Annotated in this window: 14 protein-coding genes, 1 pseudogene and 1 riboswitch; of the genes and pseudogenes, 8 read left to right on the plus strand and 7 right to left on the minus strand. The window is 65.6% G+C overall.

Going from position 1 to position 18,675, the window contains the following annotated elements:
• Together EET13_RS05875 and EET13_RS05880 are read left to right on the plus strand one after the other, a co-directional pair.
• On the plus strand, positions 1-6,284 hold a 6,284-nt coding region (locus tag EET13_RS05875), incomplete at its 5' end, for an SDR family NAD(P)-dependent oxidoreductase (protein WP_122441409.1).
• A pseudogene (locus EET13_RS05880) lies at positions 6,284-6,478 on the plus strand (nitronate monooxygenase); the annotation flags it as partial. The gene EET13_RS05875 and the pseudogene EET13_RS05880, both read left to right, overlap by 1 nt.
• Before the next feature lie 121 nt (positions 6,479-6,599).
• Here the strand turns inward: EET13_RS05880 and EET13_RS05885 are convergent.
• Together EET13_RS05885 and EET13_RS05890 are read right to left on the minus strand one after the other, a co-directional pair.
• The gene (locus tag EET13_RS05885; RefSeq protein ID WP_168991238.1) at positions 6,600-6,929 is read right to left on the minus strand and encodes a nitroreductase/quinone reductase family protein; all 330 of its coding nucleotides are present in this window, start codon (positions 6,927-6,929) and stop codon (positions 6,600-6,602) included.
• Between the two features lie 95 nt (positions 6,930-7,024).
• The gene (locus EET13_RS05890; protein WP_122441420.1) at positions 7,025-7,477 is read right to left on the minus strand and encodes a DUF1772 domain-containing protein; all 453 of its coding nucleotides are present in this window, start codon (positions 7,475-7,477) and stop codon (positions 7,025-7,027) included.
• 118 nt (positions 7,478-7,595) lie between these two features.
• On the opposite strand from EET13_RS05890, the gene EET13_RS05895 reads away from it, so the two are divergent.
• On the plus strand, positions 7,596-8,174 hold the full coding sequence (locus EET13_RS05895) for a TetR/AcrR family transcriptional regulator (protein WP_122441410.1): 579 nt from the start codon (positions 7,596-7,598) through the stop codon (positions 8,172-8,174).
• A gap of 56 nt (positions 8,175-8,230) precedes the next feature.
• Here the strand turns inward: EET13_RS05895 and EET13_RS05900 are convergent, their stop codons facing one another.
• Genes EET13_RS05900 through EET13_RS05910 form a run of 3 tightly spaced genes read right to left on the minus strand, consistent with a single transcriptional unit; the run spans position 8,231 to position 11,480 of the window.
• Positions 8,231-8,962, minus strand: a complete 732-nt coding sequence (locus tag EET13_RS05900; protein ID WP_122441421.1) for a class I SAM-dependent methyltransferase — start codon at positions 8,960-8,962, stop codon at positions 8,231-8,233.
• Positions 8,959-10,110, minus strand: a complete 1,152-nt coding sequence (gene metX, locus EET13_RS05905; RefSeq protein ID WP_122441411.1) for a homoserine O-acetyltransferase MetX — start codon at positions 10,108-10,110, stop codon at positions 8,959-8,961. Before metX ends, EET13_RS05900 begins: the two co-directional genes overlap by 4 nt.
• Before the next feature lie 11 nt (positions 10,111-10,121).
• Entirely contained in the window at positions 10,122-11,480 is a 1,359-nt protein-coding gene (locus tag EET13_RS05910; RefSeq protein ID WP_122441412.1) for a bifunctional o-acetylhomoserine/o-acetylserine sulfhydrylase, read from the minus strand.
• A 39-nt stretch (positions 11,481-11,519) separates the two neighbouring features.
• Positions 11,520-11,639, minus strand: a riboswitch (SAM riboswitch).
• 146 nt (positions 11,640-11,785) lie between these two features.
• Here EET13_RS05910 and EET13_RS05915 point away from each other — a divergent pair.
• Complete coding sequence (locus EET13_RS05915; RefSeq protein ID WP_122441413.1) at positions 11,786-13,015, plus strand: NADP-dependent isocitrate dehydrogenase; 1,230 nt, start codon at positions 11,786-11,788, stop codon at positions 13,013-13,015.
• Between the two features lie 133 nt (positions 13,016-13,148).
• Here EET13_RS05915 and EET13_RS05920 read toward each other — a convergent pair whose 3' ends face one another.
• Complete coding sequence (locus EET13_RS05920; protein ID WP_122441414.1) at positions 13,149-13,991, minus strand: alpha/beta fold hydrolase; 843 nt, start codon at positions 13,989-13,991, stop codon at positions 13,149-13,151.
• A gap of 506 nt (positions 13,992-14,497) precedes the next feature.
• Between EET13_RS05920 and EET13_RS05925 the strand changes: the two genes are divergently transcribed.
• Positions 14,498-15,754 carry a glycosyltransferase gene (locus EET13_RS05925; RefSeq protein WP_122441415.1) on the plus strand — a complete coding sequence of 419 codons (1,257 nt, stop codon included), beginning with the start codon at positions 14,498-14,500 and terminating at the stop codon, positions 15,752-15,754.
• A gap of 463 nt (positions 15,755-16,217) precedes the next feature.
• Positions 16,218-16,727, plus strand: a complete 510-nt coding sequence (locus EET13_RS05930) for a TspO/MBR family protein (RefSeq protein WP_122441416.1) — start codon at positions 16,218-16,220, stop codon at positions 16,725-16,727.
• A 310-nt stretch (positions 16,728-17,037) separates the two neighbouring features.
• On the opposite strand, the gene EET13_RS05935 is transcribed toward EET13_RS05930, so the two are convergent.
• A complete protein-coding gene (locus EET13_RS05935; protein ID WP_244603787.1) occupies positions 17,038-17,400 on the minus strand; it encodes an SRPBCC family protein in 363 nt (120 codons plus the stop codon).
• Positions 17,401-17,684: 284 nt separating this feature from the next.
• Between EET13_RS05935 and EET13_RS05940 the strand changes: the two genes are divergently transcribed.
• On the plus strand, positions 17,685-18,140 hold the full coding sequence (locus EET13_RS05940) for an SRPBCC family protein (RefSeq protein WP_122441417.1): 456 nt from the start codon (positions 17,685-17,687) through the stop codon (positions 18,138-18,140).
• Positions 18,141-18,355: 215 nt separating this feature from the next.
• On the plus strand, positions 18,356-18,580 hold the full coding sequence (locus tag EET13_RS05945) for a hypothetical protein (RefSeq protein WP_136623116.1): 225 nt from the start codon (positions 18,356-18,358) through the stop codon (positions 18,578-18,580).
• Positions 18,581-18,675 lie beyond the last annotated feature (95 nt).

Consider the following 18,675-nt stretch of genomic DNA (forward strand, 5'->3'; position numbering starts at 1 on the left):
ACGCCCATCTGATCCTGCGGCAAGCCCCCACCCCGCCGGTCGACCCGGCCCAGCCCCGGCCCGCGGCCGCGCGCAACGAGGACGGTGCTGAGGTCGGGCCGCCCCGACTGCCGCTGTGGCCGGTGTCGGCGCGCACCCGCGCGGCGTTGTGCGCGCAGGCCGACCGGCTACACCAACTGCTGGTCTGCCATCCCAACCTGGACCTCGCCGATGTGGCCTACAGCCTGGCCAGCACCCGAACCCACCACCCGTACCGGGCCGTCGTGACGGTGCCGGCCGACAGCGCCGATACCCGGGCTGAGCTGGTTGCGGCACTCGAAGCGTTATCCGCCGATCAGCTGCACCCGCAACTCGTCCACAACCACCAACGCGCGACATCGGCGGCCAAAACCGTGTTCGTGTTCCCCGGCCAGGGCGGCCAGTACCCCGGTATGGCCGCCCAGCTCTACGGCCGGCACCCCACTTTTTCCGCCGCGATCGACGAGTGTGATCAGGCCCTGGGTGCCTGCACGGGCTGGTCGGTGCGTGCGGTCCTTCGTGGTGAGCCAGGCGCCCCCTCCCTGGATCGCGTCGATGTGGTCCAGCCGATGTTGTTCGCCGTCATGGTGTCGTTGGCCCGCACCCTGATGAGCTACGGGATCGAACCGGACGCGGTGATCGGGCACTCCCAAGGCGAGATTGCCGCCGCCTACGTCGCCGGGGTGTTCACCCTCGAGCAGGCCGCCAAAATCGTGGCACTGCGCAGCGCAGCCCTGGCGGAGCTATCCGGGGCCGGCGCCATGGCATCGGTGTTGCTGGCCGCTGACGACGTGGACGCGCGACTGCAGTCCTACGGTGACGCGCTGGCGGTTGCCGCGGTCAACGGCCCCACCCACACCATCATCAGCGGCGGTCCCGAAGCGATGGCGCGGTTCATCGCAGATTGCGAAGCCGACAATGTCCAGATCCGTTCCATCACAGTCGATTACGCCTCACACTGCGCTCAGGTCGAACCGTTGCGCGAGCGCCTGCTTGACGAGTTGGCCGGGCTGACCCCGAAACCGGGACGGATCGCGCTGCATTCCACCGTGCACGGCGTCATGTCGGACCAGCCGCTGGACACCACCACCATGACCGCCGACTACTGGTACGCCAATGTGCGTCAACCGGTCCGGTTTTACGACAGCATCAAACATCTGCTGGCCGCTGCTGAGCAGGTGTTTGTGGAAGTATCACCGCATCCGGTGCTGGCCCCGGCGCTCGCCGACATTCTGGCCGGCACCACGGGGCGTCCGGGCTCGGCGGTCATTCCCACCCTGCACCGCGAGCGACCCGACCTGGACACCCTGACTGCCATGCTGGCCCGGCTGCATGTTCATGGCCAAAGCCCGGCGTGGCCGGCGCTCTATCCCCACGCCCGACAGGTCGAGCTACCGACGTACCCGTTCCAGCATCACCGGTATTGGCTGACCCCGCGATCCGGCACCGATGCCGCCGGCCTGGGGCTGGATCAACCGCAGCATCCGTTACTCGGGGCGATCACCACATTGGCCGATCGAGACGAGGTGATAGCCACCGGTCGGGTGGTTCTCGGTTCACAGGCCTGGCTTGCTGCCCATCGGGTGGGTGACGTGGTGGTGTTGCCCGCGACGGGGTTTGTCGATCTGGTCCTGGGGGTCGGGGATTACGTGGGATGCCCGGTCATTGACGAGTTGGTGTTGCACACCCCGCTGGTGCTGGCCGAACACACCCCAACCGACATCCAGATCAGTGTGGCCGACGCCGATGGGGCCGGGCGACGCTCGGTCAACGTCCATGCCCGCACCGGCACCGACCATCGGGCCGAGGCCGGTTGGGTGTTGCACGCCAGCGGGACCCTGCGTCCCGGGCAAACCGCTGCCGGTGAACCACCCGTCCCGGCGTTGCCGGCGACGGCTGTCGATGTGCAGCGTTTCTATCAGCAGCTGGCCGACTGCGGCCTGCACTACGATCCGCCGTTCTGCTCGGTACGCGGGATCGGCCACCAGCCGGGCGACCCCGACCACATCTACGCGGAAGTGGCGCTGCCTGCCGGGACCGATATCACCGGTTACGGGATGCACCCGGCGTTGCTCGATGCCGCGCTGCACCCGATCGCCGCCGCCCTGGGAGCCGGGGCGGACGCCGAGCCGGCGGTGCTGCGCCTTCCGTTCGTGTTCAGCGGGGTCACGCTGTATGCAACCGCGGCTACCCGGCTGCAGGTGTGGCTGACCCGCACCGGCGACGACACCTTCACCCTGTACGCCAGCGATCCTGCCGGCGCGCCGGTAATCAGCATCGACACGGTCGTCGTTCGAGTCCTGCGCGACATGGCGACTCTGAGCGCCCCCACGACAGCGGCGCCGTCGGTTCCGGGTTTGTGGGAGCTGGCCTGGCCGCCCCTGCCCACCGCTGCTGCCGCAGCGGCCGAGCGGCCGCAGTGGGTGGTCGTTGCCGAAGATCTCGACGCGCTGTCGACCAGCCTGCGCAACGGCCCGGTACGCCCCGATTTGGATGCGGTGCGGCCATGCCCGCCGGTGGTGTTGTGGTCGTTGGCTGCGCCGGAACGTCCCGGCGATGACCGTGATGCCGTATCGAGCATTCATGGGCTGACCCGACGGGCGCTGGCCGGGCTGCAGGCCTGGTTGGCCCGCCCCGACACATCCGGCACGGCGTTGGTGGTTCTGACGTGTCGCGCGGTGGCGATCAGCCCCTATGACCGGGCGCCGGATCTGGCGCAGGCCGCGGTGTGGGCGCTGCTGCACAGCGCCCACAACGAGTATCCGGGCCGGATCCGGCTGGTCGATACCGACCTCGCCGGCGCCAGTGCCGACACCCTGCTGCATCTGCTGGCCACCTTCGCCGGCACCGGCGGTGAGCCGCAGCTGGCGTTGCGTGACGGTGTCGCTCACATTCCCCGGCTGACCCCGGCGCGGGCGTTGACCCCGCCCCCGACGCCGCACTGGCAGCTGATCACCACCGGTCGCGGGGATTTGGCGAACCTGACCCTGGTTCCCACCCCGGCGCCAACGACGTTGGGCCCGGGTCAGATTCGGGTGCAGATCCGCGCCGCCGGCCTGAATTTCCATGACGTGGTGGTCGCCCTGGCGGCGATCAGCGATGAAGGCCTTGGCGCGGAAGCGGCCGGGGTGGTCATCGACACGGCAGACGACGTCACGGATTTCGCGCCGGGGGATGCGGTGATGGGGCTGTTCCCCGACAACGCCTTCGCCCCCACCGCCACCACCGATCACCGCAGCGTAGTGGCCGTCCCGCCGGGATGGTCCTACCCTCAAGCGGCTTCGGTCCCGGCCGCGTATATCACCGCGTACAGCGTTCTGATCGGTATCGCGCAGGTGTCAGCAGGACAGCGGGTGCTCATCCACTCCGCCGCCGGCGGGGTCGGCCAGGCCGCCATCCGCATCGCAGCGCACCTGGGTGCCGAGGTGTTCGCCACCGCTCATCCCGCCAAGCACCACATCCTGCGCGGGCTGGGCATACCCGAGGATCACATCGCCTCTTCGCGCACCCTGGACTTCGGCGACACCTTCGCCGCAGCCGGTGGCGGGCGCGGCATGGACGTGGTGTTGAACAGTCTCCGCGGCGAATTCGTGGACGCGTCGCTGCGCCTGGTGGCCCCGGGTGGGCGCTTTGTCGAGATCGGTAAGACCGACATCCGGTCAGCCGCCGACGTCGCACAGACTCATCCCGGCCTGAGCTATCACGCCTACGACCTGAGCGCGGCCACCCCCGAACAGGTGCAACACGCCTGGGCCGGGGTGCGCGAGTTGATCACCGGCAGGGGCGCGATCACCCCGCCCGCGGTGCTCGACCCGCAGGGCACGGTGTTGATCACCGGGGGCACCGGCATGCTCGGCGGGCTGTTCGCCGAACACCTGATCACCGGTTACGGTGCGCGCCGGCTGTTGTTGACCTCGCGGCGCGGCGCCAGCACGCCCGAAGCGGTCGAGCTCGCCCAGCGCCTGCAGGGTCTGGGTGCCGATGTCACGATCAGCGCCTGCGACTGTGCCAACCCGAGCGAGCTGGCCGCCCTGATCGGCTCGATTCCCGCCGAACACCCGTTGACCGCGGTCATCCACGCCGCCGGAGTGCTCGATGACGCGGTGACCAGCCAGCTCACCGCGCAACAGCTCGACAACGTGCTGGCCGCCAAAGCCGACAGTGCCTGGTATCTGCACCAACTCACCGCCAACACCGAGCTGGCCGCGTTCGTGTTGTTCTCCTCGGCCGCGGGTGTCCTGGGCGCCCCGGGACAGGCCAACTACGCGGCCGCCAACGCCGTCCTCGACGCACTGGCCCGTGAACGGCCGGCGGCCATGAGTCTGGCCTGGGGGTATTGGCAGCCGTCCTCCGGGATGACCGGGGACCTGGACACGCGTGATCTCACCCGTCTGACCCGCAGCGGGATGGTCCCGATCGCCGCCGGCCAGGGTTTGGCCCTGTTCGATGCCGCCCTTTCCCAGCAGCACCCCAATCTGATCCCGGCCCCGCTCGGCACCCGGGCGTTGTCGGCGTTGGCCCGGGAAAACAGCCTGCCTCCGATCCTGTCCGCGCTGGTCACCGCCCGGCCTCAGGCCGCCGCGGCCGACTCCCGCGCGCTGGCGGCCCGGCTGGCCGGGCTGGCCCCCGAGCGACAGCACGACATGCTGGCCAACCTGGTCATCACCGCCACCGCGGCGGTGCTGGCACATCCGGACCCGGCGGCAATGGATCCCGAGCAGCCGTTCAAAGATCTCGGCATCGACTCGCTCAGTGCGCTGGAGCTGCGCAACACCCTGTCCGCCCAAACCGGAGTGGCCTTGCCGGCCACCGTCACCTTCGACCACCCCAGCCCCGCGTTGCTCGCCGCCCACCTCGCCGACCTGCTGCGCGTCACCGCTGTGCCCGCGGGTCCGGCGGCCGAGGTCGCCACGGGCGACGCCGAGCCGGTGGACAATCGGCTCGCATACCTGGATCAAGCCGCGTTCCTGGGGCTGCGGGCAGGACACGTGTCGCTGCTGCAGGTGACATGGATCTACGACCGTGCCGTCGACCTTGACGGGTTGCGGCGTTTTCACCGCAATCTCGGACGCGGGTTGTTGGGGCGCAGAATCGAAAGATCGCCGGTACCGTTCGCGCGTGATCACTGGGTGTTGGCGCCGGCGCCGGCGGAGATTGACTTTGTCGCGACGCCGCGGCGGCGCGCCGATGTCGGCACGTGGGTCGACGAGCGGGCGCGCCGACCCGTCGATCCGGAGTGGGGGCCGGCCTGGCATCTCGGGGTGTTGCCGCTCGAGGACGGCGGGACGGCGATAAGTCTGGTGGCCTCGCATGCGGTGGTCGACGCGATCGCGTTCGGGCAGGCGATAGTCGACGCGGCCGAGGGCAGGACGCGAGATCTGGGTTATCTGCGCGCGGGATCGCGCACGCTCAGGCGCGCGCTGCGAGCGGATCTCCGGCAAACCGTCGAGGAACTGCCCGACGTATTGCACGCTGTGGGTGGCGTGGTTCGAAGGCTTCGGCGTGATCGCGAGGAGTTCCGGTCATCGATCAAAGCGGCACCTCCGTCCCCAAGGACGGCCGGCGGCGACCAGACCGTGGAGGTTCCCGCCGTGACCGCATGTATCGACCTGGCGGAGTGGGATGCTTGTGCGAAAAGACTTGGCGCAAACAGCAACTCACTTGTGGGCGGGGTGGCCTGTAGGCTCGCGGTGCGGGCCGGACGGGTTCAGGACGACGGAACGGTCACCCTACGATTCGTGGTGTCGCTTCGGACCGAAGGAGACACCCGCGGCAATGCGCTGACCGCTGTCGACGTCGCCGTCGACCCGGAGCACGCGGCGACCGATCTCGGTGAAATGCACGCCAAGATCACGCGAGCAGTCCTCGAAGCGATGGAGGATTCCGACAACGAGTTGCTGGCACCGCTGCCGCTGGCGGCGGTGACGCCGACCTGGGTGGCCAGGAGGCTCCTCGGGATGGCGGCGGGTGGTCCCGGCCTTCCCGTCACGTGCTCCAATGTCGGTGATCTGCCCCCGGCCGCCAACCGACCCGACGGCACCGATGCCGACTCGGCGTACATGCGACAGATCGAGCCCAATATCACCAGGAACGAACTCGAGGGCACGGGCGGACGAATGCTGCTGAGTTCGGGGCGCAGCCGCGGGAAGATGCGCATCGGAGTCTCTGCTTATCTTGTCGGTCGCTCGAATACCAAAGATGAGCTGCGGGAGCTGGTGTCGCGCACGTTGGCCGAATTCGATCTGAACGCCGAGATCGATTGCTAGTCCTGGCGCGAAAAGTGTTTGAAAACGGTGATATCGACGCTGGCATATGGACTGTGGGAACTGCGATGGGACTGATCAACGACATCCCGACCGTCGGTGACTTGGTTTCCCGCATTGTCGAGGAGGCCGCAGAATTGATGAGCAACCGGCTCGCCGGCATGATCATTTCGGGCCGGTCCACGGTCACGAGATGAGAGTGGGCACACGTGCATAAGGCCGGGAACGCGGTTGCCGCAAAGGAATTCGACGACAACGCGCTTACCCGGCGGCTTATCGCGGCTTCGCCACTGCGGACGTCGCACCGCCGGCCCGTGGTCAGTTGGTCAGCCGTACGGTGATGGTGACCCTTCCCTTCGCGTCCCGCCGAGCGATCGCATGCCCGGCGCGTTCGGTTCCGTCGAGCCGCAACGTCAGTGGCCCGCCGTTGCCTAGAAAGTTTCGCCACCATGTCTTGGCCTCGGGCATGTTCACGCTGATGACGATCTCGTCGCCGGTGCGGCGGTATGCCACCGGGATGGTGAACGTGCGCCCGGAACGCCGTCCGGTATAGCTGAGCATGGCGATGTTGCGGTTCAGCAGCCCGCCGAAGCGTGGCGAGGTGGCCACCGCGGCCACCGGTACGTTGAATAGCGGCGCGGCGCGCATGAGGAGCCGCCCAAGCGTTTCCGGTCGTACGATCACGATCACTATCCCTTCAGTGCCGGACGGTGCGGGTATGGATCTTCGGGGCACATCTTGGCTCAGACAACCAGCGTGAGGCACAACGCTGCCAGTGCGAGACCCTGCAGGACGGCGCGAGCATCAATGATGCGATCCCAAGTGGACTGCAGCGCGCGGGCATTCGCTGGGACCCGGCCGCTGGCTGCGGCGGCGGTGAGCTGGCGGTTGATCGGCGCGCTGACCCGCACATAGAGCGCAATCCAGGCCAGCAGCACCGCCACGGCGGACACCGCCACAATGGCTTGGGTCCATTGGCCGGCCACTGCGAACAATGTCGCACTGGCGACGGCGGCCCCGCCGCCGAGAACACCGGGTACGGGCATGCGCCGGTCGCCGTAGCGATGCACGTTGCCCATCACCGCCACCAGAGCGCGATCGTCAACAGCGGCCAATGCTGGTCGCTGGACGAGTGCACAGAACACGTCGGTGCCAAAAACAACCGCGGTAGCCACTACTGATGTCAATGCCAGCATTGTGGCGAGCTCGATCACGGCAGCGCCCCCTCTCCAGCCGTAGTGCTAGCAATGCTAGCGATTTCGCGGAGTAATGTCAATAGCATCGCTAGCTAATCTAGCCGTGCTAGTATCGCCCATGGCCGTCAATGAACGCCGAGCTCGCGAGCAAGCCGCACGTCGTCGACTGATCATCAGTACCGCGCGTCAACTGGCGGAAGCCGAAGGCTGGGACGCTGTTACCACGCGCCGGCTTTCCGACGCGATCGAATACAGCCAGCCGGTGTTGTATAAGCACTTCTCGGGCATGGATCACCTCGCTGAGGCCGTGGCGATCGATGGGTTCGGCGAACTGGCCGAGGTGCTCTCGGCTGCCCGTCGCGGGAGACGCGCACCCAAAGCGGCGCTGAAACGAATTGCGAATGCCTACATCGACTTCGCCGACAGTAATCCCGCGCTCTACGACGCAATGTTCATCCGCGCAACGACATTGCGATTTGCCGACGCAGACACCCCACCAGAATTGTCGAATGCGTTCCGCGAGCTACGCCACGCAGTCGCAGAAATTGCAGATCGGCAGGACGTCGACACCCTCGCGGAGGTGCTGTGGGCCGCGCTGCACGGACTAGTCACGCTCAACCGCGGCGGCCGGTTACGGCCGGGACACCACGCCGCTCGAGTCGAACTCCTAATAAACCAGTTCACTCAATCCGCCTAAACCCGTCGTCGCTCTCCGGGACTGCTAATCCCAAGCGACGCAACACCACCCGGACGTCAGGACAGCGTTGCCCGCACGCACACCGTAACGTAGGGCAACGCAAGGCCGTTCGCGTTCGCCAGCGCCGGGTGGGTGGCCAGCAACTGACGGACCTGGCCGAGTGTCTTGGTGCGCACTTTCGCCGGTGAGGTGATGCAGTAGGTGCGAGACGCCACCAAATCGATCAATGCTTGCGGCGTCAGGTAATTGGTCCACTCGACCTGACAACGTTCCACGTCGGTGAACGGTTCGGGCAACGTCGCTTTGTCGCGCGCGGGGTCGCCGTCTCGTCCGATGATGTCGCCCAGCTCGCGGACCCAGCCCAGCCGTTCGTCGCGGGTGTTCCACACCAAGCCCAGCCGTCCACCCGGCCGTAGCACCCGTGCGACCTCGGGGATGGCCCGCGCGGGATCCACCCAATGCCAGGCCTGGGCCACCAGCACGGCGTCGACGCTGTTGTCTTCCAACGGAATCTCTTCCGCCGTGCCCAGCAGCGCCAGCGTTTCCGGTAGCGAAGCACGCAGCACCTCGAGCATTTCGGGAATCGGGTCGACGGCCACCACGTCCAGACCGCGCTCGACCAGCCGGGTGGTCAGCTTGCCGGTGCCGGCGCCCAGATCAAGGACGTTGCGAGCACCGGTCGGCAGCAGCCAGTCGATGGCCTCCGGTGGATAGGAGGGGCGGCCCCGCTCGTAGGCGGCCGCCGCCGAACCGAATGACAGCGACGGGTCCTGGCTGGACCGGGTCACCATGGACGCACGCCCCGATAGTCGGCTTGATGATCAGCCAATTGCAGTGTCTGGCGGATCAATTCGCCGACAGCGTCAATCTCGATGAGGAAGCCGTCGTGCCCGCAGACGGAGTCGACAACGCGCAGCCCGGCGCAGCCGGGCAGCAACTCGGCCAGTTCTTGTTGTAAGCGCAGCGGATAGAGGCGGTCGGAGGTGATACCACCGACCACGACGGGTACCGGACATCCGCGCAGTGCCGCAGCGACCCCGCCACGCCCACGACCGACGTCGTGACTGTTGAGTGTCTCGGTCAATGCCACATAGCTACCGGCGTCGAATCGGGACAACAGCTTGTCCCCTTGGTGTTCCAGGTAGCTTTGCACCGCGTAGCGTCCGCCGTCGGCGGGGTCTTCGCCGTCCTGACCGCGGTTGGCAAACCGGTTGTCGAGCTCCGTCTCGGCGCGGTAGGTCAGGTGGGCAAATCGCCGGGCGATCTTCAGCCCCGCCTCGGGCTTGCGGCCCGTGTCGTGGTAGTCGCCGCCCTGCCAATTCGGGTCGGCCTTGATGGCCTCGATCTGGGTTGTCTGCGTGCCGATCTGATCCGCGGTGGCACGCGCGCCAACGGCCAGCAGCAGTGCCGAGCGCACCCGGTCGGGGTGGCCGACAATCCATTCCAGCGCACGGGCCCCGCCCATCGATCCGCCGACCACGGCGGCCACCTGGGTGATGCCCAACGCGGCCAGTGCGGCCATATCGGCCTCCACCTGGTCGCGTACCGTGATGGTCGGAAACCGTGAGCCCCAAGGTTTCCCGTCGCGCCCAAGCGAACTCGGTCCGGTGGAGCCGCGGCAACCGCCCAGCACATTGGTGGCCACGGCGCACCAGCGGTCGGTGTCGATCGGAGCGCCGGGCCCGGCCACCCCGTCCCACCAGCCGGGGGTGGGGTGCCCCGGCCCGGCGGGTCCGGTGATGTGCGAATCACCGGTGAGGGCGTGCAGCACCATCACGACGTTGTCGCGGTTGGCCGACAACGTGCCCCAACGCTGTACGGCGATGCAGACGTCGTCGATCACCGCACCGCTTTCCAGGCGCAACGAGCCGATGTCGACCAGACCGATCTCACCTTCGGCGGGCAGCGTCTGGGTGGGCACGTCGGAGATCGTCACGTTAGAGCTCCTCAGAAGGCCGCCACGGCCTGCGACTCGCCGCTGAACTCGCTGAATCTTCGTGCTGCGGCAAAGCCCAGCTCGAGGTCGGCCAGGATGTCGTCGATGCCCTCGATCCCGACGGCCAACCGCACCAATCCCGGGCTGACGCCGGTGGACAGTTGCTCGGCGGGGCTCAGCTGGGCGTGGGTGGTGGATGCCGGGTGGATCACCAGCGAGCGCACGTCACCGATGTTGGCGACGTGGCTGTGCAGCTTCAGCGCGTTGACGAAGGCCTTGCCGGCCTCGATACCACCGGCCAGCTCGAAGGACAGGACAGCGCCGGTTCCCTTGGGCGCCAGCTTCTTTGCCCGCTCATACCACGGTGAACTGGGCAGCCCCGCGTAGTTGACCGACAGCACCTCGTCGCGGGCTTGTAAGAACTGGGCTACGCGTTGAGCGTTGGCGACGTGCCGCTCGATCCGCAGGCTTAACGTCTCCAGGCCCTGCGCCACCAGGAAGGCGTTGAACGGCGAGGCGGCCGAACCCAGATCGCGAAGCAGCTGCACGCGAGCCTTGAGCGCGAACGCCGGCGGTCCCAGTTCGGCAAACACCACGCCGTGGTAGCTGGGATCGGGGGTGGTGAATCCGGGGAAGCGGCCCTGCGTCCAGTCGAAAGTGCCGCCGTCGACGATCACACCGGCGATCGCGGCCCCGTGTCCGCCCAGGTATTTGGTGGCCGAGTGGACCACGATGTCGGCGCCCTGGGTGAACGGCTGGATCAGGTAGGGCGTGGCGATGGTGTTGTCGACGATCAGCGGCAATCCGTTGCGGTGAGCCACCTCGGCCACTCCGGGGGTGTCCAGGATGTCGATCTGCGGGTTGGAGATGGTTTCGGCGAAAAACGCCTTGGTGTTGGGCCGAACGGCGGCCTGCCAGGCGTCCAGATCGTCGGGATCCTCGACGAAGCTGACCTCGATGCCGAGCTTGGCCAGCGAATAGTGGAACAGGTTATAGGTGCCGCCGTACAGCCGCGGGCTGGACACGATGTGATCGCCGGCGCCGGCCAGGTTGAGGATCGCGAAGGTCTCCGCGGCCTGACCCGACGACAGGAACAGCGCCGCCACGCCGCCTTCAAGGGCCGCGATGCGCTGCTCGACCACATCGGTGGTGGGATTGCCGATCCGCGTGTAGATGTTGCCGGGCACCTCCAGCCCGAACAGCGCAGCGGCGTGCGCGGTGTTGTCGAAGGTGTACGAGGTGGTCTGGTAGATCGGCAGGGCCCGCGCGTTGGTGGCGGAGTCGGGCTGCTGGCCAGCGTGGATCTGCTTGGTCTCGAATGACCAGTGCGCGGCCGGATCGGCCTCGGTGCTGTTGCCATCTGCGCTCATAGACGTCACTCCCTGTCAGCTCAGGGGCCCGTCACGGCGGACCCGCGCTTGCCGTGTAGCCGATTGTGGCTACTCAACCTGGTCATCACCCGGGGCACCCCACCGCGGTTGGAGGGTTGCCGGCCAGCAAGCCGGGGCTTGACGCTGGCGCTCATGACCGCCTCGAAGCCTACCGTACGGCGGCTGCTTGATGCCAACTGCGACCCGAACTCCGGCCCGGCGGGGTGGGTGAACGCTCCTAGTAACCTCACCAGCAGAGCAACCGCTCGCCCCAAAGCTCATGAGGCTGGAGGATTCGGGTCCACATGTCCAGTGAAGCCAAGATCAAGGTCAAAGGCCCGTTGGTCGAGCTCGACGGTGACGAGATGACCCGCGTCATTTGGAAGTTCATCAAGGACAAGCTGATACTGCCGCATCTGGACATCAATCTGGAGTATTACGACCTGGGCATCGAGCACCGTGACCAGACCAATGACCAGGTCACTATTGATGCCGCCTATGCCATCAAGCGGCACGGTGTGGGTGTCAAATGCGCAACCATCACCCCCGACGAGGCGCGCGTCCAGGAATTCAACCTGAAGAAGATGTGGCTGTCACCCAACGGTACCATACGAAACATCTTGGGCGGCACCATCTTTCGTGAACCAATCGTGATCTCGAATGTGCCGCGGCTGGTTCCGGGCTGGACCAAGCCAATCGTCATCGGCCGCCACGCTTTTGGTGACCAATACCGCGCAACGAATTTCAAAGTGGAAAAACCCGGCACCGTCACCCTGACATTTACTCCCGCCGACGGCAGCCAGCCGATCGTCCATGAACTGGTGTCCATTCCCGAGGACGGCGGCGTCGTGATGGGAATGTACAACTTCCGCAAATCTATCCAGGATTTCGCGCGGGCGTCGTTCTCCTATGGCCTCAACGCCAAATGGCCGGTCTATCTGTCGACCAAGAACACCATCCTCAAGGCCTACGACGGCATGTTCAAAGACGAGTTCCAGCGAATCTACGAAACCGAATTCAAGGACAAGTTCGAAGCCGAGGGCCTGACCTACGAGCACCGGCTGATCGACGACATGGTTGCTGCCTGCCTGAAGTGGGAGGGCGGCTACGTCTGGGCGTGCAAGAACTACGACGGCGACGTCCAGTCCGACACCGTCGCGCAGGGTTACGGTTCGCTGGGGCTGATGACCTCGGTGCTGATGACGGCCGACGGCAAAACGGTGGAGGCCGAAGCCGCGCACGGCACCGTCACCCGCCATTACCGCCAGTACCAGGCCGGACAGCCGACCTCGACCAACCCGATCGCCTCGATCTTTGCCTGGACCCGCGGGCTGGCGCATCGCGGCAAGCTGGACAACACGCCTGCGGTCGTCGAATTCGCCCAGACGCTGGAAGACGTGGTCATCAAGACGGTGGAAAGCGGCAAGATGACCAAGGATCTGGCCATCCTGATCGGCCCGCAGCAGGGCTGGCTCAACAGCGAGGAGTTTCTCGACGCGATCGCCGGGAATCTGGAGAAGAAGCTGGTTGGTTAGACTCGAAGGTCCCGGCCCGCACGAGTGTGCGGCCACGGCTTTCAGAGTGTGTCCACGGTGAGCGATCGGCCGAGAACGCCGCCACGAGCGCACCGTCGAGGCCGTCACCGCACACTCGGCGAGAACCTGCTGGTCAGCTAGCCGGCGGGTCGACCGCCCGGAGGTGCGGGCAGCATTCTTCGATGAAGCTGCTGATCACGTCGGTGATGCGTTGCGGCGCCTCGTACATCGGGACGTGGCCCACGTCCTTGATCACGGTGACGCGGTGGTCGTCGGGCAGGTGTGTGGTGAAGTGCCGGGTGTAGCGGGGTGAGGGGATGATCCGGTCCTTACCGCAGATCACCAGATGCGCCGGGACGGCGTTCTCGGCCAGCTCCCGCAAGCCGTGCATGAGCAGCGCCTTGACCAGCAGCTGAAAGTAGGCCGGGCAGTGCGCCACATCGTCGATGATGCCGTGCAGTTCGGCGTCGTCGACCCCGTCCGGTGAGGCGCTGATCGCATAGGTGGCCAGCCGGCGGCTGAACGGCAGCCGCAGCACCCGCTGCCGGAACATCCAGGCGGACACCAGCAGCGGGATACCCAGGATGAACTTGGCGATCACCTCGAACTTGGCCAGGCTCCAGCGGTGCCAACCGCCGGCGGGGGCGATGCCGGTGACGCTGCGCGCCCGCCCGCGCCGCTCCAGCTCGAAGGCGACCCAGCCGCCCAGCGAGTTTCCGACGATGTGGGCGGAGTCCCAGCCCAGTTCGTCCATCTGACGCTCGACGTGATCGGCCAGCACCGCCGAGGACAGGAACCAGGTACCGGCACGGGGCCCGCCGTTGTGGCTGGCCATGGTGGGGGCAAACACCTCGTAGCGGCCGGTGCCGGCCAGTTGGCTGGCCACCTTCTCCCATACGGCCTGGGACAGCAGGAATGGGTGTAGCAGCAGGACCGGCTCGCCGGAGCCCAAGTGGATCGGAGCGCGGGTAGGCATATTTCCGACATTACAAGGTGGTACCGCCGGTATCGCAAGCGTCTGCACATCGCTTCGCCGGCCCCTGCCGCGACTGTCGTCGCGGTTTCGTTGGTGGCAACGGATTGGTGCATTGAGCGCGCGATGAGCGCCAGCGGGCTTGGCTCGAACCCGACCGAAGAAAGAAATCCCGGCGCTGCGTAACCTCGGCACATTCCTCGATACATCAGAGACTCGGTTTGGGGTACGGTCGCAGTGTCCAAACGGCCCCGTCGAGCGCCATGGCGCTAACCCAGCCGATGACGCTCGATCCCGGTGGCCGCTATCGGTAATGATCGGTTGCTTAGCCATTTTCCAAGCCCGCGAGTGGTTTGGCCATGCTCAACAGCGGCCGCAGCCGCCACAGTGCAAACGGCTGAGCTGCTGGCGGAACCGGTAGGCCCGGGGCAGTGCCCGGCAACGCGACGCGCCCACCCCCGCGCTCACGTACCCTGGAGCGGGGTGACGCAGCTAGCTGTCTTAGGGATATGGCAATAATTCTGGCTTACGGGTCGCCGGCGCTGGGCCACCTGTACCCACTCGGCGCGCTGCTGCTCGAGTTGGCTCGGCGAGGTCATCAGGTCCACTTACGTACTATGTCTGCGCAAGTGGCCACCATGCGCGAAGTTGGTTTCCATACCGCGCCCGTGGATGCCGGCATCGAAGCCATCGCAACCCAAGACCAGTTCGCGCGCAACGGGTTTGGCGTGTTGAAGATGTCGATCGACGTGCTACGCCGGCGCGCGTCTCTGGAAGTCGATGATGTTCGGGGCGCGATCAGCGCGGTGGCTCCCGATGCGGTCATTGTCGACGCCAACTGCTGGGGAGCGATCTCGGCGGTCGAAGCCAGTAATATTCCGTGGCTGGTGTTTTCGCCTTTCACGCCATACCTGCAGTCACCGGGTGTGCCGCCGTTTGGGCCGGGCCTGCGTCCCTGGGGTGGCACCATCGGTGCGTTACGCGACGCCTCGGTACGGCCGGTCGTGAGGTATTTGTTCGACCGACCAATGTTACCGCGAGTCAACGCCATTCGCGAAAGTCTGGGGGTTCTGCCGGTCAAGTCCGTTGACGCGTTGATGCGCCGGGCGCCGCTGTTGCTGGCAGTCGGTGGCGAGCCATTCGAATACCCGCACCCGGGCTGGGGCGATTCCGTGCATCTGATCGGTGCTTGCGCATTCGAGCCCACCGCCATGCCGGGGCCGGATTGGTTGAGCGCGATCGAGCGGCCGCTGGTGCTGGTCAGCGAATCTTCTATCGCCCAAGCAGATGTTGTACTGGCTGCTACCGCTCTGCGTGCCCTGGCCGAGGAGCAACTGCACGTCGTCGCAACCTTTCCCGCTGGTGTACCGCGCGGATTGCCGCGCCCGCCGAACGCCACCGTGTGCCAATTCGTGGCGCACGGCGCGGTGCTTGATCGTGCGGTGTGTGCCATCACGCACGGTGGGATGGGTACCACGGTGAAGGCCCTCGACCGCGGGGTGCCGGTGTGTGTGGTGCCGTTCGCCCGCGATCAAGCGGAAGTCGCGAGGCGCGTGCAGGTGGCACAGTGCGGGACCCGGCTGCCGGCCAGAAGACTCAACCCGAGGCGGTTGCGCGCCGCCGTACGGGCGGCGATGACGATGACCGAAGGAGCCCGAATGGTCGCCACTGGATTCGCGTCGACCGGCGGTGTGGTGCACGGCGCCGAGTTGATTGAGCAACGCCTATTCGGCGCAGCCGCGGGAGAACCGTCCGCAAAGCGTTGAGCGGTGATTGATGGCTCCGGCGCAACGGGTAGGCAGATGGGCGCTCCCCCACGGAGCCGTGAAGTGTAGGAAACCGTCCGCACCGCAGTAGCTTTCATCGCTTGCGGCTCCGCGTGGGGCTCAGCGGGAGAAGGGGCCGTCCATCGAATTGACTTTTAAACATCTTAACAACATATCCAGATCGCGCTAGACTGCGGTCAGGTCACAATTGCGGGGGGATGGTGCCACGAGCGGACAAGGAAGGGCTTACTCATGCTCGTGGACGAGATGTTGAAATCGCCAACCCAGCCCGACAATGATGCCCTAACTCTCGGCCAACGCAATCGGTACGCTGGGCGTCCAGCATCGCGAGGTGCTGTGCGTCATCCGCCAGATTGGGCTTGAGTCTCCATTCGGCCCTTGACTATTGCGGATTTTCGCACATGGGAGTTGTTGTGACGCGCAGCGCTTGAGAAGGGTATTTATGCGCACCACTACGTTGCTCGGGAATCTGGCGTCGGTCGTGCTGACCTCCGCTGTCGGTGGTTTGGCGACGCGGCCAGCCGTCCAGTCCACGTGGTACCGGAAACTGGGCAAGCCGCGCTACCAGCCCCCTCGGTGGGTTTTCCCAGTTATCTGGCCCGCCCTCTATGCCGACATCGCAGCCGTTTCGTCGTTGACCATCGATCAATTAAGGAACCGTCAGGAGAATCGCGCGGCGCGAACCTTCGTGGTTGCGTTGGGCATCAACCTCGTCCTCAATGCAGGGTGGTCCTGGTTGTTTTTCAACCGCCGCTGGCTTGCGGTTGCCGTTGCGGCCAACGTGGCGTTGACGACAAGTAGCGCTGACTTGACTCGTCGAGCGATCGGAGCGGTGGGCGTGCGTGCAGCGCCGCTGGCCCTTTATCCACTGTGGTGCGCCTTTGTCACCCAGCTATCTCTGCACATCTGGATGATTAACCGTCGCAAGCGGTTTGAGAGAAGTGATGCCTGACCATAACGGAACCAGTTGCCGCTGAGCTCATTGCATCGTGCGCTGCGATGCCGAGCCTAGGATATGCGGCAGCGGCACGGTGCGTGGCCGCCGTGTGTGCCCGGCTCCCGAGCCCTCGCAGCGAGGCGAAGCCATCGCCGGCAGCTACTGCCAGAAGTGGGCGCTCATGCGGTCGGTTCTATCCCTCGCCGCGGGACTGAGCCACCTAATCTGTTCAGCACATCGCTCATCTGGGTGGCGGTGTCACTAGCCAACTTCTCGAAAAGTATCTTCATTACCGGACTGAAGAGCCGAGCCGCTCCGTGCAAGGTCAGGTCCGCGCGGTAGCGCACAACAGAGCCCCTGCCCGCGGCGTTGACAGTGATGGTGTCGTGATCGGTTGACGTGGCGTTCTTTCCGACGAAGACAATGGTGTCGTCAGTGAGCTCTCCAGCGTGTAGGTGAGCTCGATGGTCTTGCCGAACACCTTCGACACGTTGCGCCACGAGGTACCGACCTCGATGGATCCGCTGCCGACACGGGTGCACCGCTGCGTGGCCGGGTCCCACTCTTCGCTATTTGCGAAGTCCTTCAGATATTTGACGACTTGCTCGGGTGAAGACCCAACAGTCATCGTGCGCGTAACGGTAGGCATGCCCATGCATACCCGTTGTGCATCGCGGCTATCGACCACATCGCTCAACTGGTTCACATACTTGCCTTCTTCCCCCTCCTGCTCTTCATTCCCTTGCTGCTCTCCTCATCATGGTCGGTGGCACGTCGTTGTGTCTGGGCGGGCATGACGCCGTGCAGTCACCTGATCCAGCCTGGCGTCGCCGTGCCTGACCTCTTCGATTTCTTAATAGTTAAGATGACTTGCATAGCTAAGCTCACACCAGCTTCCTTGCACCGCAACCGGTTTAGGCAATTGCAGCAAGGGTATCCCTGCATTCGAAGACCTCAACCAGGGAGAACTCTATGGCAAGCAACATTACGGCCGCAGTCGATGTGAACCGTCCTATCCACACGGTCTACAACCAGTGGACTCAGTTTGAGTCGTTCCCGAAATTCATGCAGGGGGTTGAGCGTGTCGATCAACTAGACGAAACCCATCTGCGCTGGCGGATCAAGATAGGGCCGTCAACACGCGAGTTCGACGCCACTGTGACCGAGCAGCATCCAGAAGAACGGGTTGCCTGGCGGTCCGACAGCGGGCCGACTCACGCCGGTGTGGTGACTTTTCACCAGATCTCCGACTCCACGACTCGGGTGACGACACAGATGGACATCGATCCCGACGGCGTCGTCGAGAACGTGGCGGACAAACTCGGGATCCTCGATCGTCGCGTACATGAAGACCTGCAGCGGTTCAAGCAGTTCATCGAAAGCCAATCCGCCGAAACAGGCGCATGGCGCGGCGAGGTCCAACGCTGATTCGTGCGTCAGCGTCGCCGTTGGTTCGATGGCTGCCGCCACACCCTAGCTCAGCTTGGTGCGCATCAAGTTATTGATACCGCTGGCGCGGACCGCCGGCAGGCCGCGGTGGTTGGCCGGTGCTGCCTGTCGACCTCGGCCAACCACCTACCTAATGGCCGTCGTTGGCCGACAAGCCATGGGAGTGTGCGGCCAGGCTGGCTCAGCGTCCCCAGTTGAGCGGTGAAGTCACGGTAACCCTGTTTGACGTGGCTCAGGACCGGGAAGTCGACAACATGGCCTCAAAATCGCGGATGCCAACACGCACCGGTTCAGTTGCAACGGCGCAACCGGCTCGAACCGCCTTTACGCGCGTCGCGGCAGCCTGGTGGGCACTGGTCGCCGGCGTGTTCTTCCTAATCCTGTTATTAGCCCGGATTTTTCGCGGGATGGCGATGTAGCTGGGTGTTGATAAGCGAAAGTGCCTGTCCTGCAAGGAATGATTGGACTTCTCTAGGGCTCAATCATCCTGACTGGAAGGCACCTCGCAGATGAA

Source organism: Mycobacterium attenuatum (genome assembly GCF_900566085.1).
In the GTDB taxonomy this organism is placed as follows: Bacteria; Actinomycetota; Actinomycetes; order Mycobacteriales; family Mycobacteriaceae; genus Mycobacterium; species Mycobacterium attenuatum.

Coding starts and splice junctions, on each gene's coding strand:
- EET13_RS05925 (WP_122441415.1), top strand. CDS start 14,498: ATGGCAATAATTCTGGCTTACGGGTCGCCGGCGCTGGGCCACCTGTAC.
- EET13_RS05890 (WP_122441420.1), bottom strand. CDS start 7,477: ATGCTGGCATTGACATCAGTAGTGGCTACCGCGGTTGTTTTTGGCACC.
- EET13_RS05915 (WP_122441413.1), top strand. CDS start 11,786: ATGTCCAGTGAAGCCAAGATCAAGGTCAAAGGCCCGTTGGTCGAGCTC.
- EET13_RS05910 (WP_122441412.1), bottom strand. CDS start 11,480: ATGAGCGCAGATGGCAACAGCACCGAGGCCGATCCGGCCGCGCACTGG.
- EET13_RS05895 (WP_122441410.1), top strand. CDS start 7,596: ATGGCCGTCAATGAACGCCGAGCTCGCGAGCAAGCCGCACGTCGTCGA.
- EET13_RS05940 (WP_122441417.1), top strand. CDS start 17,685: ATGGCAAGCAACATTACGGCCGCAGTCGATGTGAACCGTCCTATCCAC.
- EET13_RS05930 (WP_122441416.1), top strand. CDS start 16,218: ATGCGCACCACTACGTTGCTCGGGAATCTGGCGTCGGTCGTGCTGACC.
- EET13_RS05885 (WP_168991238.1), bottom strand. CDS start 6,929: ATGCGCGCCGCGCCGCTATTCAACGTACCGGTGGCCGCGGTGGCCACC.
- EET13_RS05920 (WP_122441414.1), bottom strand. CDS start 13,991: ATGCCTACCCGCGCTCCGATCCACTTGGGCTCCGGCGAGCCGGTCCTG.